Below are 17,526 nucleotides of genomic sequence, written 5' to 3'. Positions count from 1 at the left end.
AATTTCGTTTTATGAAAGTGCTGCAACTACTGCATCACCCATTTGTATAGTAGAGACCTTTTTGGTGCCCTCGGTATAAATATCGGCAGTACGAAAGCCTTGCGCTAATACATTTTGTACGGCTTTTTCAATTCGATCAGCTTGTGCAGGCATTCCCAAGGAATAACGCAGCATCATTGCCGCTGACAGAATGGTCGCCAATGGATTAGCAATGCCTTTACCGGCGATATCGGGTGCAGAACCATGGCTTGGTTCATATAGCCCTTTATTGTTCTTATCCAAGGATGCAGACGGCAACATCCCAATGGAGCCAGTCAGCATTGCAGCCTCATCAGACAAAATATCACCGAACAGGTTGCCCGTTACCACTACATCAAATGCCTTAGGGGCTTTGACCAGCTGCATTGCTGCGTTATCCACATACATGTGGGATAGCTCAACGTCTGGATACTCTTTGGATATCCGAATCATCACTTCACGCCAAAGCTGTGATGTTTCTAAAACATTTGCCTTATCAACGCTGCAGACTTTTTTACCGCGCTTACGTGCTGCTTCAAAGGCAACGTGAGCAATACGCTCGACTTCAGGCTCGCTGTAGTGCATGGTGTCAAAACCTTCGCGTGCGCCTTTAAATAATGGTAACTCTGAAGTACGAATACCACGGGGCTGACCAAAATAAATATCGCCGTTCAGTTCACGGACGATCAAAATATCGAGCCCGCCAATAATTTCCGGCTTTAGACTAGATGCAGATGTCAGCTCTGGATAACAAATCGCTGGTCTGAAGTTAGCAAATAACTCTAAGTGTTTGCGTAAACCTAGGATAGCCTGCTCTGGACGCAGTTCGCGTGCAAGCGTGTCATATTTCCAATCACCCACCGCGCCAAACAAAATAGCATCTGCTTTTTTAGCCAACTCAAGAGTTGCTGGCGGCAATGGATGGCCTGCCACATCATAGGCAGCACCACCTACAGGAGCTTCTTCCAAATCAAAGTTTGGGCCGAGTGCTTTGAGCACTCGAACGGCTTGAGCAACGATTTCCGGGCCGATACCATCGCCCGGTAGAACTGCAATTTTCATGAAAGGCCTTTAAATCTAAAATTACGGCAATTGTGTCGCAAGCCACGGCATTTTGAGAATGCGCTCGGCTTCATAAGCCTTGATTTTATCTGCATGGCGCAGAGTTAAGCCAATATCGTCTAGACCATTGATAAGGCAATACTTTCTAAATGGGGCTACTTCAAAGCTATATGCGGTGCCATCAGGGGTCATGACCTGCTGAGCCTCTAGGTCAATAGTCAACTGGTAGCCACTAAATGCCAAGGTTTCGTTGAATAAGTGATCCACCTGTAATTCGGTCAAAATAATAGGTAGAAGGCCATTTTTGAAGCAGTTATTGTAAAAAATGTCGGCGAAGCTAGGCGCAATCACTGCCCTAAAGCCGAATTGATCAAGTGCCCAAGGCGCATGTTCACGTGAACTGCCACAACCAAAGTTCTTACGAGCCAGCAAAATGCCTGCGCCTTTATATCGAGCTTGGTTGAGAATGAAATCAGGATTAATAGGGCGGTTGCTGCAATCTTGCCCTGGCTCACCATGGTCTAAGTAACGCCACTCATCAAACAAATTTTGACCAAAACCAGTCTTCTTAATAGATTTCAGAAACTGTTTCGGAATGATGGCGTCGGTATCCACATTCTCACGATTGAGTGGAGCAACTAAACCTTTGTATACCGTAAATTTATCCATGATTCTAACTTTGACTCTTGATGATTACTTCACAGGAGTAACGATAACGTCTTTACCCTTAGTTTGAGACTGATTATTCTGAGTACTATTTTGCGTACCACTTGAGCCTTCCATTGATTTGCCCATAGTCTGCAAATCCTTGCCCATGCCTTCGATAGTATTACTGCAAGCAGCAATTGCTAAACCGGCAATGGCAACAATAGCCAATCTCGCGATTAAAGATACTGGGGAGAATTTCATTTCTGATTACCTTTATGAAATCTTACGAACGTCAACAAAATGCCCTTCAATCGCAGCAGCAGCAGCCATTGCAGGGCTTACCAAATGGGTTCTGCCACCATTACCCTGACGGCCTTCAAAGTTACGATTGGAGGTAGAGGCGCAGCGCTCGCCTGGCTCAAGACGATCAGCGTTCATTGCTAGGCACATTGAGCAACCAGGTTCACGCCACTCAAAACCAGCGGCCTTAAAGATGCGATCCAAACCTTCGCGCTCTGCTTGGGCTTTGACTAATCCTGAACCAGGAACAACCAGCGCTAACTTCACATTAGCAGCTACTTTCTTACCAAGGCGATCAACCACCTTAGCTGCAGCGCGCATATCTTCGATACGGCTATTAGTGCAAGAGCCAATAAACACCTTATCCACTGAGATGCTGCTCAGTGGTGTATTGGGAATCAAGTTCATATACTCTAACGCGCGCTCCATTGCGGAACGCTTATTAGGATCACGCTCTTTTTCTGGGTCAGGAACAGATTCACTGATAGCAAGCACCATTTCTGGCGAAGTTCCCCAAGTGACTTGAGGAGCAATTTCTTCAGCGCGCAGCTCGACTACTACGTCAAACTTTGCATCCGAATCAGAGTGCAAGGTTCGCCAATATTGCATAGCCTGCAATAGCGCTTGGCCTTTAGGAGCGTATGGACGACCTTGAATATATTCAATCGTGGTTTCATCTACAGCAACGAGGCCAGATCTTGCACCAGCTTCAATTGCCATATTGCAAAGGGTCATGCGACCTTCCATCGAGAGATTACGAATGGCTTCACCAGCAAACTCAATAGTAGAACCCGTGCCACCTGCCGTGCCAATCTTCCCGATGACAGCAAGCACGATGTCTTTAGCAGTAGAACCAGGCTGTAAACGGCCGTCTACTTTTACCAGCATATTCTTACTCTTTTTCATGAGCAAAGTTTGCGTTGCTAATACATGCTCGACTTCAGAGGTACCAATACCAAAGGCTAATGCACCAAATGCTCCGTGCGTACTAGTATGGGAATCGCCGCAGACCACAGTCATGCCAGGTAATGTTGCTCCCTGCTCTGGCCCAATGACATGAACAATCCCTTGGCGAGCATCATTCATTTTGTACTGAGTAATACCAAAGGCATCACAGTTTTGATCCAAGGTATCTACTTGTAACTTCGAAATGGGATCGGCGATTCCTTCAGAGCGATCTGTTGTCGGTACGTTGTGATCTGAGACCGCTAAATTGGCAGAAATGCGCCAGACTGGACGTCCAGCCAAATTCAATCCTTCAAATGCTTGAGGACTAGTTACCTCATGCAAGAGCTGACGATCAATATAGATCGTTGCAGTGCCATCTTCTTCAGAGTAAACAACGTGGTCATCCCACAATTTGTCATAAAGCGTACGAGACATGAGCGGCCTTAAATTCTTTTACTTGCGAACCGAGAGGTCCGGAACTTTACGAGTAGTTGCGCCGACATACAATTGACGTGGGCGGCCAATCTTGTACTCTGGATCAGTAATCATCTCTTCCCACTGAGCAATCCAGCCAACTGTTCTTGCTAAAGCAAAAATACAGGTAAACATATCCGTAGGGATACCAAGTGCACGCTGAACAATGCCTGAGTAGAAGTCTACGTTTGGATACAGTTTGCGACTAACAAAATATTCATCTTCCAAGGCAATTTTTTCAAGTGTCATTGCCAATTTGAATAAAGGATCATCTTGTAGGCCTAATTCATTCAATACTTCGTAGCAAGTATCACGCATCAGCTTGGCACGTGGATCAAAGTTTTTGTATACACGGTGACCAAAGCCCATTAGACGAACACTTGAATTTTTGTCCTTTACTTGAGCAATGAATTCATGAATCTTATCAACACCACCGTTTGCCTGAATGTCATTTAACATTTGCAAACAAGCTTCGTTTGCTCCGCCGTGAGCTGGACCCCAAAGGCAAGCGATACCAGCAGAGATAGCGGCGAATGGATTTGTACCCGAAGAGCCACACAAACGCACAGTTGATGTAGAGGCATTTTGCTCATGGTCTGCATGCAAAATGAAAATACGATCCAAGGCGCGTACCAATACTGGATTCACTTTGTACTCTTCGCATGGCGTTGCAAACATCATGCGCATAAAGTTAGCGGTGTAAGACAAAGAGTTATCTGGGTAGATAAATGGCTGCCCGATAGAATACTTATAAGCCATGGCTACTAAAGTTGGCATCTTCGCAACCAGACGAATTTGCGCTACTTCGCGAGCATACGGGTCGCTGTAATCAATCTTGTCATGATAGAAGGCCGCCATAGCACCAACTAAACCGGTCAAAACGGACATTGGATGCGCATCGCGACGGAATCCACGCAAGAAGAATTGCATTTGCTCATGAACCATGGTGTGGTGTATCACCATATTTTCAAAATCTTTTTTCTCTTGAGCGTTTGGTAAATCGCCATTAATTAAGAGATGGCAAACTTCTAAGAAGTCGCATTTATTTGCTAGCTCTTCAATTGGATAGCCGCGATAGAGTAATTCACCCTTATCGCCATCGATGTAAGTGATTTTGCTATTACAAGAAGCAGTGGAGAGAAAACCTGAATCGTAAGTGAACTTACCGGTCTGACCATAGAGCTTACGAATATCGATTACATCAGGGCCCACTGTCCCTTTGTAAATTGGTAGATCAATATCTGGAGTGCCATCCGAAAACGAGAGCTTTGCTTTGATGTCCGATTCAATCATTTCTAATCCTTAGTCATTCAAAATATTATTAGTGCACTATTTACTCAAATGCTGAATTATTTCTCTCTCAGCTTTTGTAAAACCATTTTGAAAGAGTCAGACTGCATCTCTTTCTCCAGTACCGCTACAGAATCTTTGCGACCAATCAACAAATCCATGAGGTCATTGTCATCTAAGGCCAGCAACTGACTCAAAACCTTTCCATCTTCTGCGCTTAAATGAGTGCCATAGCGATCAAAAAAACGTTGCAGAATTAAATCATTCTCGAGTAAGCCTCTTCGAGCATCACTCTTGAGGCGATACAACTCTGCATTACTCAGGGTCATACTGCCCTACGAACCATCAACTCCTTGATCTTGCCGATTGCCTTTGTTGGGTTGAGGTGCTTAGGACATACATCTACACAATTCATGATGGTATGGCAACGGAACAGGCGGTACGGATCTTCTAAGTTATCTAAACGCTGTGAGGTTTCTTCGTCACGGCTATCAGCGATAAAGCGATACGCCTGCAACAAACCTGCTGGACCAACAAATTTATCCGGATTCCACCAGAAGGATGGACATGCGGTTGAGCATGAGGCGCATAAGATGCACTCATACAAACCATTTAACTCTTCACGCTCTTCAGGACTCTGGAGACGCTCTTTTTCTGGAGGTGGATTGTCATTGACTAAGTAAGGCTTGATAGACAAGTATTGTTTGAAGAACAAAGTCATATCAACAATCAAGTCCCGCACGACTGGCAAGCCAGGCAATGGACGCAATGTGATGACCTTAGGCAGAGTCAACATATTAGTCAAACAAGCCAAGCCATTTTTACCGTTGATATTCATTGCGTCTGAACCACACACACCTTCGCGGCATGAACGACGATATGAAATTGTTTCGTCTTGCTTCTTTAAGGAGATCAAAGCATCTAGCAACATACGCTCGCCAGTAAGCTCTAGCTCATAGCGTTCCATGCGAGGAGCTGCATCGACATCTGGATCGTAGCGATAAATTTCAAATATACGGATATCACTCATCTTCTATCTCTTTTACTTAAAAAGTACGTTCTTTTGGAGGAACTGAATCAACGGTCAATGGCTTTAACTGGACTGGTTTGTAGTCCAAACGATTGCCCTCGCTATACCAAAGGGTATGTTTCATCCAGTGATCATCATCACGATGAGGATGATCATCATGCGAGTGTGCACCGCGACTTTCTTTGCGAGCTGCAGCAGAAAGCATGGTTGCATTAGCAGTCTCAACCAAGTTAGCGACTTCCAAAGCCTCAATCCGAGCAGTATTGAAAATTGCTGACTTATCTTTGACCCAGAGATGCTTAGCACGCTCGGTCAGCTTAGCCATTTGACGAACACCTTCATCCATTAACTCTTGATTACGGAATACACCGGCATATTTCTGCATGGTTTTGCGAATGTCGTTTGCAACGTCTTGGGCATACTCACCAGAAGTAGAGTTATCTAAGACAGCAATACGAGCCATCGTTTGCTCACCAGCATTGGCAGGTAATGATTTGAACTCACGATTCTTCAGATTTAATCCAACAATGTGATTACCAGCTGCACGACCGAATACTAAAAGATCAAGCAATGAATTTGTACCTAAGCGGTTTGCACCATGCACAGAAACACATGAGCACTCGCCAATGGCATATAGGCCATTAATGACTTCGTTATGTTTGCCATTCGCAGGCACAACGACTTGACCATGGATATTGGTTGGGATACCACCCATTTGATAGTGAATGGTTGGCACAACCGGAATAGGCTCCTTGGTCACGTCAACGTTCGCAAAGTTAATCCCGATTTCATATACAGAAGGAAGGCGCTTCATGATGGTCTCAGCACCAATGTGCGTCAAGTCAAGCACCACATAATCACCGTTAGGGCCGCATCCGCGCCCTTCTTTAATCTCTTGATCCATACAACGGGAAATGAAATCCCTTGGTGCCAGATCTTTATAGGTTGGTGCGTAACGTTCCATAAAACGCTCGCCATCTTTATTGCGCAAAATAGCGCCTTCACCGCGGCAACCCTCTGTCAACAACACGCCTGCACCTGCTACGCCAGTTGGGTGAAATTGCCAGAACTCCATGTCTTCCAACGGAATCCCTGCACGAGCTGCAAGGCCCATGCCGTCACCAGTATTAATAAATGCGTTGGTTGATGCATCCCAAATACGTCCAGCACCACCAGTTGCCATCAAGACAACCTTGGCCTCGAGGATATAAACCTGACCTGTTTCCATTTCCAGAGCAGTAACACCAACAACATCGCCCACGTCATCACGAATCAAATCAAGCGCCAGCCATTCAACAAAGAAGTTTGTTTTAGCGCGTACGTTACGTTGATACAAAGTATGAAGCATTGCATGACCAGTGCGGTCAGCAGCTGCACAAGCACGTTGCACTGGCTTCTCACCATAGTTTGCAGTATGGCCACCAAATGGGCGCTGATAAATCGTGCCGTCTGGGTTACGATCAAATGGCATACCGAAATGCTCAAGCTCATAGACTGCTTTGGGAGCTTCACGACACATGAACTCGATCACATCTTGATCACCCAACCAGTCAGAGCCTTTGATGGTGTCATAAAAATGATAGTGCCAATTATCTTCACTCATATTGCCCAGTGAGGCACCAATACCACCCTGCGCTGCAACAGTATGTGAACGCGTTGGAAATACTTTGCTTAGCACAGCAACATTGAGGCCAGCTTCTGCTAGCTGCAACGAAGCACGCATACCTGAGCCACCCGCACCAACAATAACCGCATCAAAACGGCGACGGGGCAATGATTTTTGAATCGCAGTCATCGAATTACACTTTCCACAAAATTTGTACCGCATAGGCTGCACAAGCCACTAGATAAAGTACGGTCAATACTTGCAGCGTTAAACGAATGCTGACGGGCTTGATGTAATCCATCCAGATATCACGTACACCAATCCAGGCGTGATAGAACAAGCTGAACAAGGCTAAAAGGCTTAGAAGCTTCATGAACTGATTAGCAAACAAGGCAGACCAACCTTCATAAGTTGCGCTACCAGTAATGCAATAGTCAACTAACAAAACAATCGTAAACACCACCATCACAATCGCTGTGACGCGCTGGATGATCCACTCCTTAAGACCGTAATGAGCGCCTACAACTAATCGCTTTGGTCCAATTTGATAAATGGGCATGAAATATCCTAAATATAGAAACGCTTAGTAAAAACCAAATAATTTAAGGCCGACTAACGCTGTCAAAGCCAAGCCAAGGAAAAGAACGATGATCGCTGAGCGATTAGCTTCAGACTTTTCAACACCGATCTCTAAATCAAGTAAGAGATAGCGGATTCCAGCACAGAAGTGGTGCAAGAACGCCCAGATCAAGCCAAGGCAAATGATTTTTACTAGGATGTTGCCAGTAAAGTCTTGGAATTTTTGGTAACTTAATTCAGAAGCGAGACTCTGATCGAATAAGTACAGAATAAATGGTAATAAGAGGAACAGGGCTGCCCCGCTAATACGGTGAAGGATGGAAACTTTACCCGCCCAAGGAAGACGGTATTTCACCAACTGGGCAAGACCAATGTTTCGATAAACCGGTCTCATTTTTTTTACATCTTGCTGTGCATCAACCATGGGCAATCTCTATGCTTATGTAAAGGTGTAATGTATTTTTGTTGTGTCGCAACATATTCTATTGGAAACCTTAGCGGTGGTGAGGATTTTTAGTGTTTAAAAGCGATAAATGGGGGTTTTAACGGGTCCGTTTAGTTCAATTTATTCTCATAATGCTGCTCCGAAGTGTCGTACCTGGCGTGCCGAATTTCTACTGGTTTATTCCCGTAGGTAAAGGCTACCCGCTCTATAGAAAGCAGAGGCGAACCAGCTGCCAAATGGAGATGGCTCGCTAAGGCCCCATCGGCTGATATCGCTTTAATCTTTTCCTCCGCTCGCACCATATGCGTAGCGAATTGGCTCTCGTAAAGCGCGTATACCGGACCATTCCAGGCATTGAGCGCATCCAGATCGAGACCCTTAAAGCGCGTTGCAGGAAGCCAAATCTCTTCAAAAACAACGGGTTTGCCCGCAAAGCTCTGAACCCGATCAATTTGAATCACGGTGTCACCTGCCTTTAATTTAAGCAAATTGGCAATATGAGAGTTTGCTTTAGTCTTCTGGCAGGACAAAAAATGACTAGTCAGAAGAAATTTCTCACCAGAATCTGGTGCTAAACGTAAAAAACGGTATTGCCAATCGTCCTCTTGGTGGGTGGCAACAAAGGTGCCCTTCCCTTGGCGTCTAACCAATAGATTTTGGGCTGCCAACTCATCAATGGCCTTGCGAACGGTGCCCTGGCTTACTGCATAGCGCGCAGCCAACTCCATTTCACTAGGAATCACAGCCCCTGGAAGCCATTCGGCCGCTTGCAGGCTAGCCAAAATCATCGCCTTAATCTGCTCGTAGAGCGGGCTAAATGAGGCAACAGGCAAATTTACTTCTGACAAACTGACTCCAGTTCATATCAATTGGATAAAATTTAAGGTAATTCTAGTCTTATATAAGACGTCACTGATAGTGTAAAACGAAAATCCATACACTTGAATGGATAATAGAAAAGTTTTGATTAATTAACCTTCCCCTGGAGTTCTTAGTAATGGCAAAAGCCCCAATGCGCGTCGCTATAACCGGTGCAGCCGGTCAAATCGGATATTCCCTTTTATTTCGCATCGCCAATGGCGACCTTTTAGGCAAAGATCAGCCTGTAATCCTTCAATTACTGGAAATCCCTGACGAAAAAGCTCAAAAAGCCCTCGCCGGCGTCATGATGGAATTGGAAGACTGTGCATTCCCGCTATTGGCAGGCATGTCTGCTCATTCCGACCCAATGACTGCATTTAAAGATATTGATATCGCCCTTTTAGTCGGCGCACGCCCACGCGGCCCTGGTATGGAGCGCAAAGATTTGCTCTCCGCTAATGCGCAAATATTTACAGCTCAAGGCAAAGCCTTGAACGCAGTGGCTAAGAAAACGGTCAAGGTTTTGGTTGTTGGCAACCCAGCAAACACCAATGCCTACATTGCCATGAAATCTGCCCCTGATATTCCTGCGAAAAACTTCACAGCGATGTTGCGCCTTGATCACAATCGCGCGCTCTCACAGTTGGCTAATAAGTTAGCGAAGCCTGTTGCGAATATTGAGAAACTGGTAGTTTGGGGCAACCATAGTCCAACGATGTATCCAGACTATCGCTTTGCAACCATCGATGGCAAGTCTGTAAAAGACTCCATCAATGATCCTGTATGGAACAAAGACACCTTCATTCCAACTGTTGGTAAGCGTGGCGCAGCCATCATTGACGCGCGCGGGCTCTCATCTGCAGCCTCTGCAGCAAATGCCGCTATCGATCACATGCATGATTGGGTGCTTGGCACCAATGGCAAATGGGTTACCATGGGAATTCCTTCTAAGGGCGAATACGGTATACCAGCTGAAGTGATTTATGGTTTCCCGGTAGTTTGCGAAAACGGTGAATACAAAATGATCGAAGGTTTAGAGATTGATGAATTCTCCCGCGAGCGTATGACTCATACCCTCAATGAATTGCTTGAAGAACAGGCCGGTGTGAAGCATTTACTTTCCTAAGGAAAATTAACACATGAAAAAGAATCTTCTCACCATCAGCGTTGTACTTGCCGGAATTTTTTCCGCTGCGAATGTTAGCGCTAGTGAAGAAGTATTCACATGGTCCTGCAGCGAAAGTAAACAGTTCAAAACTTCTGGCACGATTGAGAAGATTCGCTTAACTTGGGATTCCAAGACATATGAATTAGAGCGTCAAACTTCATTGCCAGGCAGCTTGCGTTATAAAAACACGAACAGTGGGCATGACCTTGTAGTGTTGGGCAACAAAGCAATGCTGTTTAATATTAGAGCTGGCGTAAGACTAGCTGATTTCTGCCAAACCGCAGAAATGAAGGCAGGCAAGTTACCTCACTTGTTTGCTGGTGCAGAGCCCTTTGTGCAAAATTAATTTCTCACATTGCATCAAATAAAAAAGCCGAGAGATCCTCGGCTTTTTTATTGCTTGTTGTTTCTAATGAAATAAAGGTTGCTGTGATGGTGCATCGTCAGGCATCTCAGCATGCACAGCTTCACCTGAGCGATCCGGAAACAGAGGTGCTCCACAATCATCACAGAGCTCTGGATCAAAGAGCATTGCATGGCGAAAGACATCTTCAACGCCAGCATCATGCAATGCATCGCATATTTTCTTAATCGGGCTTTCGTCATCTGACAAATCATTTAAAGCATCGCTTGCAACACTCTCGCGATCATATAAAGGCCAGATCACGCCATACATGATCTCTGAAGAGCCTTTTGCGCTAAAGGAAATACGGTACTCATCGGCCTGTTCTTCACCAAATGCACCGACTACACAGGATAAGCCAGCAGGCAAAATACCTAGACTGCTCTCAAGGTAGTTGACTGCTGCCCGAATACTTAAGGGGCGCACATGCTTATCAGCCAAACGGCAATTTGTGAAATAAGACTCTGGCAATAGAAGCTCGAACTCGCAGCCTGGCAACAAGGAGGCCATCGGCTCATGCATCGCGTTTTGCCAGCCAATCAAGCTCACTCCTCGCTCTTGACGCGCCGGAGGTTCGGCTTGCCAACGGAAAATGGGTGTACCAGTTGGGGCGCTAATGGCGGCAATGATAAAACGTGGATCCGCCAAAACGGCAATCGTCTCAGACATATCGCGCAACTCTAACTTCACATCCTGATTGCAGATCGCCGCATTCGCCAAAGATTCAGTCAAGATGCGCGTTTGGCAGTGCGAATGCGGCATCTGATCAATGCTATAGAGCCAAGGAACAATGGCAAGACGGGTATCGGGCGCCGCGATAGCGGAATGCAAAGCTTGCGCGGTAGCCTCCACCATACTTACTTGCAATGGCCCAGACGGAATTTGATAACGGGTATGCGCAACGATGGGCATTGCTAACAAGAGAACGTCCCACTCTTGTCCTTCGTGCTCCATCTTAAGAGATTCTGCCAAGGTTTCAGCAGAATCTGCGAGCACTTCAAAGGCTACCGTGTTAATACGAAAGGTTTGATCCAAGGCCGCATCAATCACATTTTGATTTTGACTTTTCAGTAAACGCATTAAACGAACATTCAGGCGCTCTTCCCAAAAGCGATCCTCTATTTGGCTGCCAGAGGCGGCCAAAGAAATGGCATCAGCTACAAGCTTCTCAACCTCAGGAGAGCTACGTTGCGAGGACTTGGTACGATGTACGGCCATTATTTTTTCTCTGCCCTTCTAAACACTGGCTTATCAGGCTTAGATTCTGCCGCAAAATACTTGTAACCATCCAAATTGAAACCTTTTAAGTCTGCGGGATCAGTAATGCGATTCTCAACTACATAACGCGCCATTAAACCGCGTGCCCGTTTGGCATAAAACGAAATGATTTTGTATTTTCCGTCTTTGCCATCCTGAAATACCGGAGAAATAATGGGACAACCCAAGTCTTTAGGCTGCAAGACCTTGAAATACTCTTCAGAGGCTAAGTTGAGCAGCACAGGCTTTTTTTGCTTTTCTAATATCTGCTTAAGCGAATCGCTAACCCGACTACCCCAAAAAGAATAGAGGTCTTTGCCTCTCGCATTCTGCAATGCGGTACCCATTTCTAGGCGATAGGCTTGCATCAAATCTAAGGGCCTCAAGGCACCATAAAGACCAGACAAAATCCGGATATGGTCCTGGGCAAAGTCGACAGCCTTGGCATTCAGGGTTTTGACGTCAAAGCCATCATAGACATCTCCATCAAAAGCATAGATGGCTGGCTTGCTGTTCTCTGCGGTAAATTTCTTGGTCCAATCGCGGTAGCGACCCACATTCAAAGCGGCCAATTGATCAGATAAACCCATCAACTGAGCTACATCCTGAGGGGATAGCTTTTTCAGATCAGCAATCAATTTGGCTGATTCCGAGACAAATTCAGGCAAGGTCGAGGTTTTGACCTTGACTGGGGTCTTGTAATCCAAGGATTTAGCGGGAGAAAGTACGATCAGCATGGCACAATTTGTATATGAATTTTTACCATTCTAGCGACTACTAGATTTCTCTGCCTTAAATGACCACGCCAGACATCAGCCCCTCCTTTCCGAGTCGCCTTCCCAATGTGGGAACAACGGTATTTACCGTCATGTCAGCACTCGCAGCAGAACATCAGGCGATCAATCTAGGCCAGGGCTTTCCAGATTTTCCCTGCGATCGTAAATTAATCACCAGCGTGAACAACGCCATGCTCACAGATCGCAATCAATACCCTCCCATGATTGGAATTGCAGAGCTACGTAATGGTATTAGTCAGAAGATTAAAAATCTATATGGTCACCACTATGACTTTGAATCAGAAATCACGATCACCGCAGGCGGCACCCAAGGAATTTTGACGACCATTCTGGCCTGCGTTAGTCCTGGCGATGAAGTGGTCATTATTGAACCTGCTTACGATAGCTATCGACCTTCCATCGAATTAGCCGGCGGCAAAACCATTGCCGTCTCGTTAGAGGTAAGGCGTGATGAACATGGTCAAGTCGCTTCCTATGAAATTCCTTGGGACGCTTTAGCCAATGCTATCAATTCCAAAACACGTCTACTTATGATTAACTCTCCACACAATCCTACTGGAATGGTGTGGCAGAAAGCAGACTTAGATCGATTAGCTCAATTAGTGAAAAATACCTCCACACTGATTTTGAGTGATGAGGTATATGAACATATGGTCTATGAGGGCGCAGCGCATCATAGCGTGGCTTCGCACCCAGAACTCGCTGCAAGAAGTTTTCTCATCTCTAGCTTTGGTAAAACTTATCACGTCACTGGCTGGAAGGTTGGCTACGTAGCCGCGCCACCAACTTTGACAAAAGAGTTTCGTAAAGTTCACCAATTTAATGTCTTTACTGTCAATACACCAATGCAGTATGGGCTTGCCTCTTACTTAGCAGATGCATCGCATTACCTAAACTTGCCTGCCTTTTATCAAGCTAAGCGTGATTTTTTCCGAGCTGGTCTGTTGAAGACTTCTTTTAAATTACTACCAACACCAGGCACTTACTTTCAGTGCGCTGATTACTCTGCGCTCAATATTCCGCAAGCTAAATTAAATGAAGCTGATTTTTGTAAGTGGCTCACAACTGAGGTGGGTGTAGCAGCTATTCCCGTTTCTGCTTTTTATGATCGCCCTACCGAATCTGGCGTGATCCGCTTCTGTTTTGCCAAGCAAGAGCAAACTCTAGCGACAGCCCTGCAACGCCTACTATCTTTATAGAGAGAGAACCATAGCAATGAAGAAATCAAACAATATGATCGATGTCTACAGTTGGCCAACGCCAAATGGCCACAAAGTGCACATCATGCTCGAGGAATGTGGCTATCGCTTGGGTAAAGATTGGACTGCTATTCCAATTAACATTGGTACTGGTGATCAATTTGCCAAAGACTTCTTAAAGATTAGCCCGAACAATAAAATCCCTGCTTTAGTAGACCCAAATGGGCCAGATGGAAAACCTATCAGTATTTTTGAGTCCGGCGCTATCTTGCTGTATCTCGCAAGTAAGACTGGCAAATTTCTTCCTAAGACGACTCGTGCCAAGTATGAGGTTTTGCAATGGCTAATGTTCCAAATGGGTGGCTTAGGACCGATGCTTGGGCAAAACCATCATTTCCGGCTCTATGCGCCGGAGATTATTGACTATGCAATTAATCGCTATACCAATGAAGCCAAACGTTTATATGGTGTTCTCGATCAGCAACTCAAAGATAATCCCTATATTGCCGGTAAAAGCTACTCCATAGCAGATATCGCCATTTTCCCTTGGACCCGCAATTGGAAGAATCAAGGTATGGAGATTAATGACTACCCCCATTTCAAGGCTTGGTTCGAAATGATCGGTGAGCGCCCAGCCGTCAAACGGGGTTGTGAAGTGCTAACCGCATTACGCAAGCCTTTGACTGACAACAAGGCTCGAGAGCAATTATTTGGCTCAACACAGTATCAAAAGAGGAAATGAAATGAAGATTGAATCAGTCGGTGTGATCGGTGCAGGTACGATGGGTAATGGTATTGCGCAGGTTTGCGCGGTTGCCGGTCTAGATGTCGTCATGGTGGATATCAATGAAGCAGCTGTACAGCGCGGCTTAGATCAAATTAGCAAAAGCTTAGATCGCCTCATTAAAAAAGAGACACTGACTGCCGACGGAAAAGCAGCAGCGCTAAGGCGCATTAAAGGCAGCACCTCTTATGCTGATTTAAAAGGCTTGGGTTTTGTGATTGAAGCTGCTACCGAAAACCAGGCTGTCAAAGAAAAAATTCTGAAGCAAGTCGATGAGATCGTGAGCAAAGACACCATCATTGCGACCAATACTTCCTCCCTATCTATCACTAAGTTAGCTGCTCTAGACTCAAACCCAGCTCGGTTTATTGGAATGCACTTCTTTAATCCACCGCCCCTCATGGCTTTGGTTGAAGTCATTCGTGGTCTACAAACCAGTGATGTAACCCATGCTGCAATTATTGATATGGCCAAACGCGTTGGCAAAGAGCCTATCACTGTTAAAAATTCACCAGGGTTTGTGGTGAACCGCATTTTGTTGCCAATGATTAATGAGGCATTTTTTGTATTATCAGAAGGGCTTGCTAGCCCCGAAGATATCGATGCCGGAATGAAGTTGGGCTGCAATCAACCGATTGGTCCTTTAGCTTTAGCTGACCTGATCGGTCTAGATACTTGCTTAGCAGTCATGGAAGTGTATTTTGAGAACTTTAGCGACTCCAAATACCGCCCTTGCCCACTCCTTCGTGAAATGGTAGCGGCTGGTTACCTTGGTCGTAAAACAGGTCGCGGTGTATATACCTACCATAAATCATGACCCATCGATTAACCCTCTAATACTGAAGCACTCGTGAACCCAATTCCACCTCTCATACAAAAACTAGCCTACGCTGGTCTGATTCCTTTTATTGGGCTTGCATTGATGGTGCAATTAGCACCAACCCCATTAAATTATTTAAGCGCAGAATCTCTGGCCGGCTATGGCGCAGTCATTACTGCATTTATGGGAGCCTTACATTGGGGCGCTAATTTACATACTTTGGGTAAAGCACCTAGCGGTGATCGCTGGATTGATCGTAATGCTTGGATCTGGGGTGTTATTCCCGCCCTAGTTGCTTGGCTTGCGCTGCATATCTATATTCCAGTGGGCTTGTTAATCATGGCATCTACCTTAATCATTCAGCGCAATATTGATCAAAGTACTTATCAATATTATTTTTCTGATGAAGTCGCACGTAGCGCTTTCATGACGATTCGTAATCGCTTAACTTATATCGCTGCCGCTTGCTTGGTATGGGCGGCCATTGTCATTCTCTTTATCCAAGCATGATTTAATGAGCGGTCTTTTCGATAGCACTCCACCGCCACCCTTAGCAGAAGCATTGCGCCCGAAAACAATTGAAGAGGTTATTGGACAAACCCATTTATTAGCGCTAGGTAAGTCACTCAATCTGGCATTTGCCTCAGGCAAACCACACTCCATGATTTTGTGGGGGCCTCCCGGTGTTGGCAAAACGACTTTAGCCCGACTCTCAGCAAAAGCATTTGATCGAGAATTCATTGCCATCTCTGCAGTATTGGCTGGAGTTAAAGAAATACGCGAAGCCATTGAACAAGCTGAGCAAAACATGGCTCAGTATGGCAAGCAAACGATTTTATTTGTCGATGAGATCCATCGTTTTAATAAGAGCCAGCAAGATGCTCTGCTACCGCATGTGGAATCGGGCTTATTTACTTTTATTGGCGCCACCACTGAGAATCCCTCATTTGAGGTGAACTCAGCACTGCTATCTCGTGCCCAGGTCTACGTTCTAAAGTCCTTAACTGCAGATGAGCTCAAGCAGCTATTTATTCGCGGGCATCAACATGCAATGCCGGATGTGAAATTTGACGATAGCGCAATCGATGCTTTGATCTCGAATGCCGATGGCGATGCTCGTCGTCTATTAAATCTGCTTGAGCAAATCCGCAATGCCGTTCTAACACCCGACTCTCCTATTAAGGTCATTAACCAAGCTTTTATTGAAAATGCTCTCACTACTCAAGCACGTCGTTTTGATAAGGGTGGTGATCAGTTTTATGACCAGATTTCTGCGCTACATAAATCAGTTCGAGGCTCTAACCCTGATGCAGCGCTGTATTGGTTTTGTCGCATGCTCGATGGCGGCGCAGATCCTCGTTACCTAGCGCGCCGCATTATTCGCATGGCTTGGGAAGATATTGGCTTGGCAGACCCTAGAGCCATGCAATTGGCAAATGATGCTGCCCAAACATTTGAAAGATTGGGCTCGCCTGAGGGTGAACTTGCTCTGGGTCAAGCAGTGGTGTATCTCGCGGTGGCTTCAAAAAGTAATGCTAGCTACAACGCGTTTAATGCTGCGCGCGCTTATGTTGCAGAGGACCAATCTCAATCCGTACCAAACCATCTCCGTAATGCGCCCACCAAGCTCATGAAAGAGCTTGGACATGGCAAAGAGTATCGCTACGCCCATGATGAGCCACACGGCTATGCTGCTGGTGAGTCTTATTTGCCCGAAGGCATGTCAGAGCCCCACTGGTACGAACCTGTTGAGCGCGGCCTGGAGAGTCAAATTAAGGAAAAGATGGCTTTCTTACGCAAACTTGATGCTGAGTACAAACAGAAATAGGAATAAGCA

20 protein-coding genes are annotated in these 17,526 nt (G+C 45.6%); 7 read left to right on the top strand and 13 right to left on the bottom strand.

Annotation, left to right across the window (positions count from 1 at the left end; all coding sequences use genetic code 11):
- Positions 1 to 9: 9 nt before the first annotated feature.
- The 11 genes from leuB to ICN31_RS02805 form a co-directional block, all read right to left on the bottom strand.
- Positions 10 to 1,080: a 3-isopropylmalate dehydrogenase gene (gene leuB, locus ICN31_RS02855; protein ID WP_216258389.1), complete on the bottom strand. Its 1,071-nt coding sequence runs from the start codon at positions 1,078 to 1,080 to the stop codon at positions 10 to 12.
- A 21-nt stretch (positions 1,081 to 1,101) separates the two neighbouring features.
- The gene (leuD, locus tag ICN31_RS02850; protein ID WP_216258388.1) at positions 1,102 to 1,749 is read right to left on the bottom strand and encodes a 3-isopropylmalate dehydratase small subunit; all 648 of its coding nucleotides are present in this window, start codon (positions 1,747 to 1,749) and stop codon (positions 1,102 to 1,104) included.
- Positions 1,750 to 1,773: 24 nt separating this feature from the next.
- Positions 1,774 to 1,989 carry a hypothetical protein gene (locus ICN31_RS02845; protein WP_216258386.1) on the bottom strand — a complete coding sequence of 72 codons (216 nt, stop codon included), beginning with the start codon at positions 1,987 to 1,989 and terminating at the stop codon, positions 1,774 to 1,776.
- 12 nt (positions 1,990 to 2,001) lie between these two features.
- On the bottom strand, positions 2,002 to 3,411 hold the full coding sequence (gene leuC / locus ICN31_RS02840; RefSeq protein ID WP_216258383.1) for a 3-isopropylmalate dehydratase large subunit: 1,410 nt from the start codon (positions 3,409 to 3,411) through the stop codon (positions 2,002 to 2,004).
- An 18-nt stretch (positions 3,412 to 3,429) separates the two neighbouring features.
- Positions 3,430 to 4,743, bottom strand: coding sequence for a citrate synthase (gene gltA, locus ICN31_RS02835; RefSeq protein WP_216258381.1), 1,314 nt, complete (start codon positions 4,741 to 4,743; stop codon positions 3,430 to 3,432).
- 56 nt (positions 4,744 to 4,799) lie between these two features.
- Positions 4,800 to 5,069, bottom strand: coding sequence for a succinate dehydrogenase assembly factor 2 (locus ICN31_RS02830; RefSeq protein WP_216258379.1), 270 nt, complete (start codon positions 5,067 to 5,069; stop codon positions 4,800 to 4,802).
- Complete coding sequence (locus ICN31_RS02825) at positions 5,066 to 5,770, bottom strand: succinate dehydrogenase iron-sulfur subunit (protein WP_216258377.1); 705 nt, start codon at positions 5,768 to 5,770, stop codon at positions 5,066 to 5,068. The genes ICN31_RS02830 and ICN31_RS02825 overlap by 4 nt, the downstream gene beginning before the upstream one ends.
- A 16-nt stretch (positions 5,771 to 5,786) precedes the next feature.
- Positions 5,787 to 7,565 carry a succinate dehydrogenase flavoprotein subunit gene (sdhA, locus tag ICN31_RS02820; RefSeq protein ID WP_216258375.1) on the bottom strand — a complete coding sequence of 593 codons (1,779 nt, stop codon included), beginning with the start codon at positions 7,563 to 7,565 and terminating at the stop codon, positions 5,787 to 5,789.
- A 4-nt stretch (positions 7,566 to 7,569) separates the two neighbouring features.
- Entirely contained in the window at positions 7,570 to 7,935 is a 366-nt protein-coding gene (sdhD, locus tag ICN31_RS02815; protein WP_216258373.1) for a succinate dehydrogenase, hydrophobic membrane anchor protein, read from the bottom strand.
- A gap of 24 nt (positions 7,936 to 7,959) precedes the next feature.
- On the bottom strand, positions 7,960 to 8,379 hold the full coding sequence (sdhC, locus tag ICN31_RS02810; RefSeq protein ID WP_216258371.1) for a succinate dehydrogenase, cytochrome b556 subunit: 420 nt from the start codon (positions 8,377 to 8,379) through the stop codon (positions 7,960 to 7,962).
- A 131-nt stretch (positions 8,380 to 8,510) separates the two neighbouring features.
- A complete protein-coding gene (locus tag ICN31_RS02805; protein WP_216258369.1) occupies positions 8,511 to 9,248 on the bottom strand; it encodes a GntR family transcriptional regulator in 738 nt (245 codons plus the stop codon).
- A 149-nt stretch (positions 9,249 to 9,397) separates the two neighbouring features.
- Between ICN31_RS02805 and ICN31_RS02800 the strand changes: the two genes are divergently transcribed.
- Together ICN31_RS02800 and ICN31_RS02795 are read left to right on the top strand one after the other, a co-directional pair.
- The gene (locus tag ICN31_RS02800; protein WP_216258367.1) at positions 9,398 to 10,387 is read left to right on the top strand and encodes a malate dehydrogenase; all 990 of its coding nucleotides are present in this window, start codon (positions 9,398 to 9,400) and stop codon (positions 10,385 to 10,387) included.
- A 13-nt stretch (positions 10,388 to 10,400) separates the two neighbouring features.
- Entirely contained in the window at positions 10,401 to 10,775 is a 375-nt protein-coding gene (locus tag ICN31_RS02795) for a hypothetical protein (protein WP_216258365.1), read from the top strand.
- Between the two features lie 63 nt (positions 10,776 to 10,838).
- Here the strand turns inward: ICN31_RS02795 and ICN31_RS02790 are convergent, their stop codons facing one another.
- The gene (locus ICN31_RS02790) at positions 10,839 to 12,050 is read right to left on the bottom strand and encodes a DUF2863 family protein (RefSeq protein ID WP_216258362.1); all 1,212 of its coding nucleotides are present in this window, start codon (positions 12,048 to 12,050) and stop codon (positions 10,839 to 10,841) included.
- Positions 12,050 to 12,826 (bottom strand): peroxide stress protein YaaA, encoded by a 777-nt coding sequence (yaaA, locus tag ICN31_RS02785; RefSeq protein ID WP_216258360.1) that lies wholly within the window; start codon positions 12,824 to 12,826, stop codon positions 12,050 to 12,052. The genes ICN31_RS02790 and yaaA overlap by 1 nt, the downstream gene beginning before the upstream one ends.
- 59 nt (positions 12,827 to 12,885) lie before the next feature.
- On the opposite strand from yaaA, the gene ICN31_RS02780 reads away from it, so the two are divergent.
- The 5 genes from ICN31_RS02780 to ICN31_RS02760 are packed head-to-tail and all read left to right on the top strand — an operon-like array spanning position 12,886 to position 17,517.
- Entirely contained in the window at positions 12,886 to 14,085 is a 1,200-nt protein-coding gene (locus tag ICN31_RS02780) for a pyridoxal phosphate-dependent aminotransferase (protein WP_216258358.1), read from the top strand.
- A gap of 34 nt (positions 14,086 to 14,119) precedes the next feature.
- Positions 14,120 to 14,827, top strand: a complete 708-nt coding sequence (locus tag ICN31_RS02775; protein ID WP_216260715.1) for a glutathione binding-like protein — start codon at positions 14,120 to 14,122, stop codon at positions 14,825 to 14,827.
- Between the two features lies 1 nt (position 14,828).
- On the top strand, positions 14,829 to 15,686 hold the full coding sequence (locus ICN31_RS02770) for a 3-hydroxybutyryl-CoA dehydrogenase (RefSeq protein ID WP_216258357.1): 858 nt from the start codon (positions 14,829 to 14,831) through the stop codon (positions 15,684 to 15,686).
- A gap of 33 nt (positions 15,687 to 15,719) precedes the next feature.
- Positions 15,720 to 16,199: a DUF3429 domain-containing protein gene (locus tag ICN31_RS02765; protein ID WP_370624256.1), complete on the top strand. Its 480-nt coding sequence runs from the start codon at positions 15,720 to 15,722 to the stop codon at positions 16,197 to 16,199.
- A 4-nt stretch (positions 16,200 to 16,203) separates the two neighbouring features.
- Positions 16,204 to 17,517: a replication-associated recombination protein A gene (locus ICN31_RS02760; protein ID WP_216258349.1), complete on the top strand. Its 1,314-nt coding sequence runs from the start codon at positions 16,204 to 16,206 to the stop codon at positions 17,515 to 17,517.
- Positions 17,518 to 17,526 lie beyond the last annotated feature (9 nt).

This window comes from Polynucleobacter sp. UB-Piko-W3 (assembly GCF_018881635.1).
Classification (GTDB): domain Bacteria; phylum Pseudomonadota; class Gammaproteobacteria; order Burkholderiales; family Burkholderiaceae; genus Polynucleobacter.
Note: the sequence above shows the minus strand (reverse complement) of the source record. Positions and strands in the feature narration are given on the sequence as shown.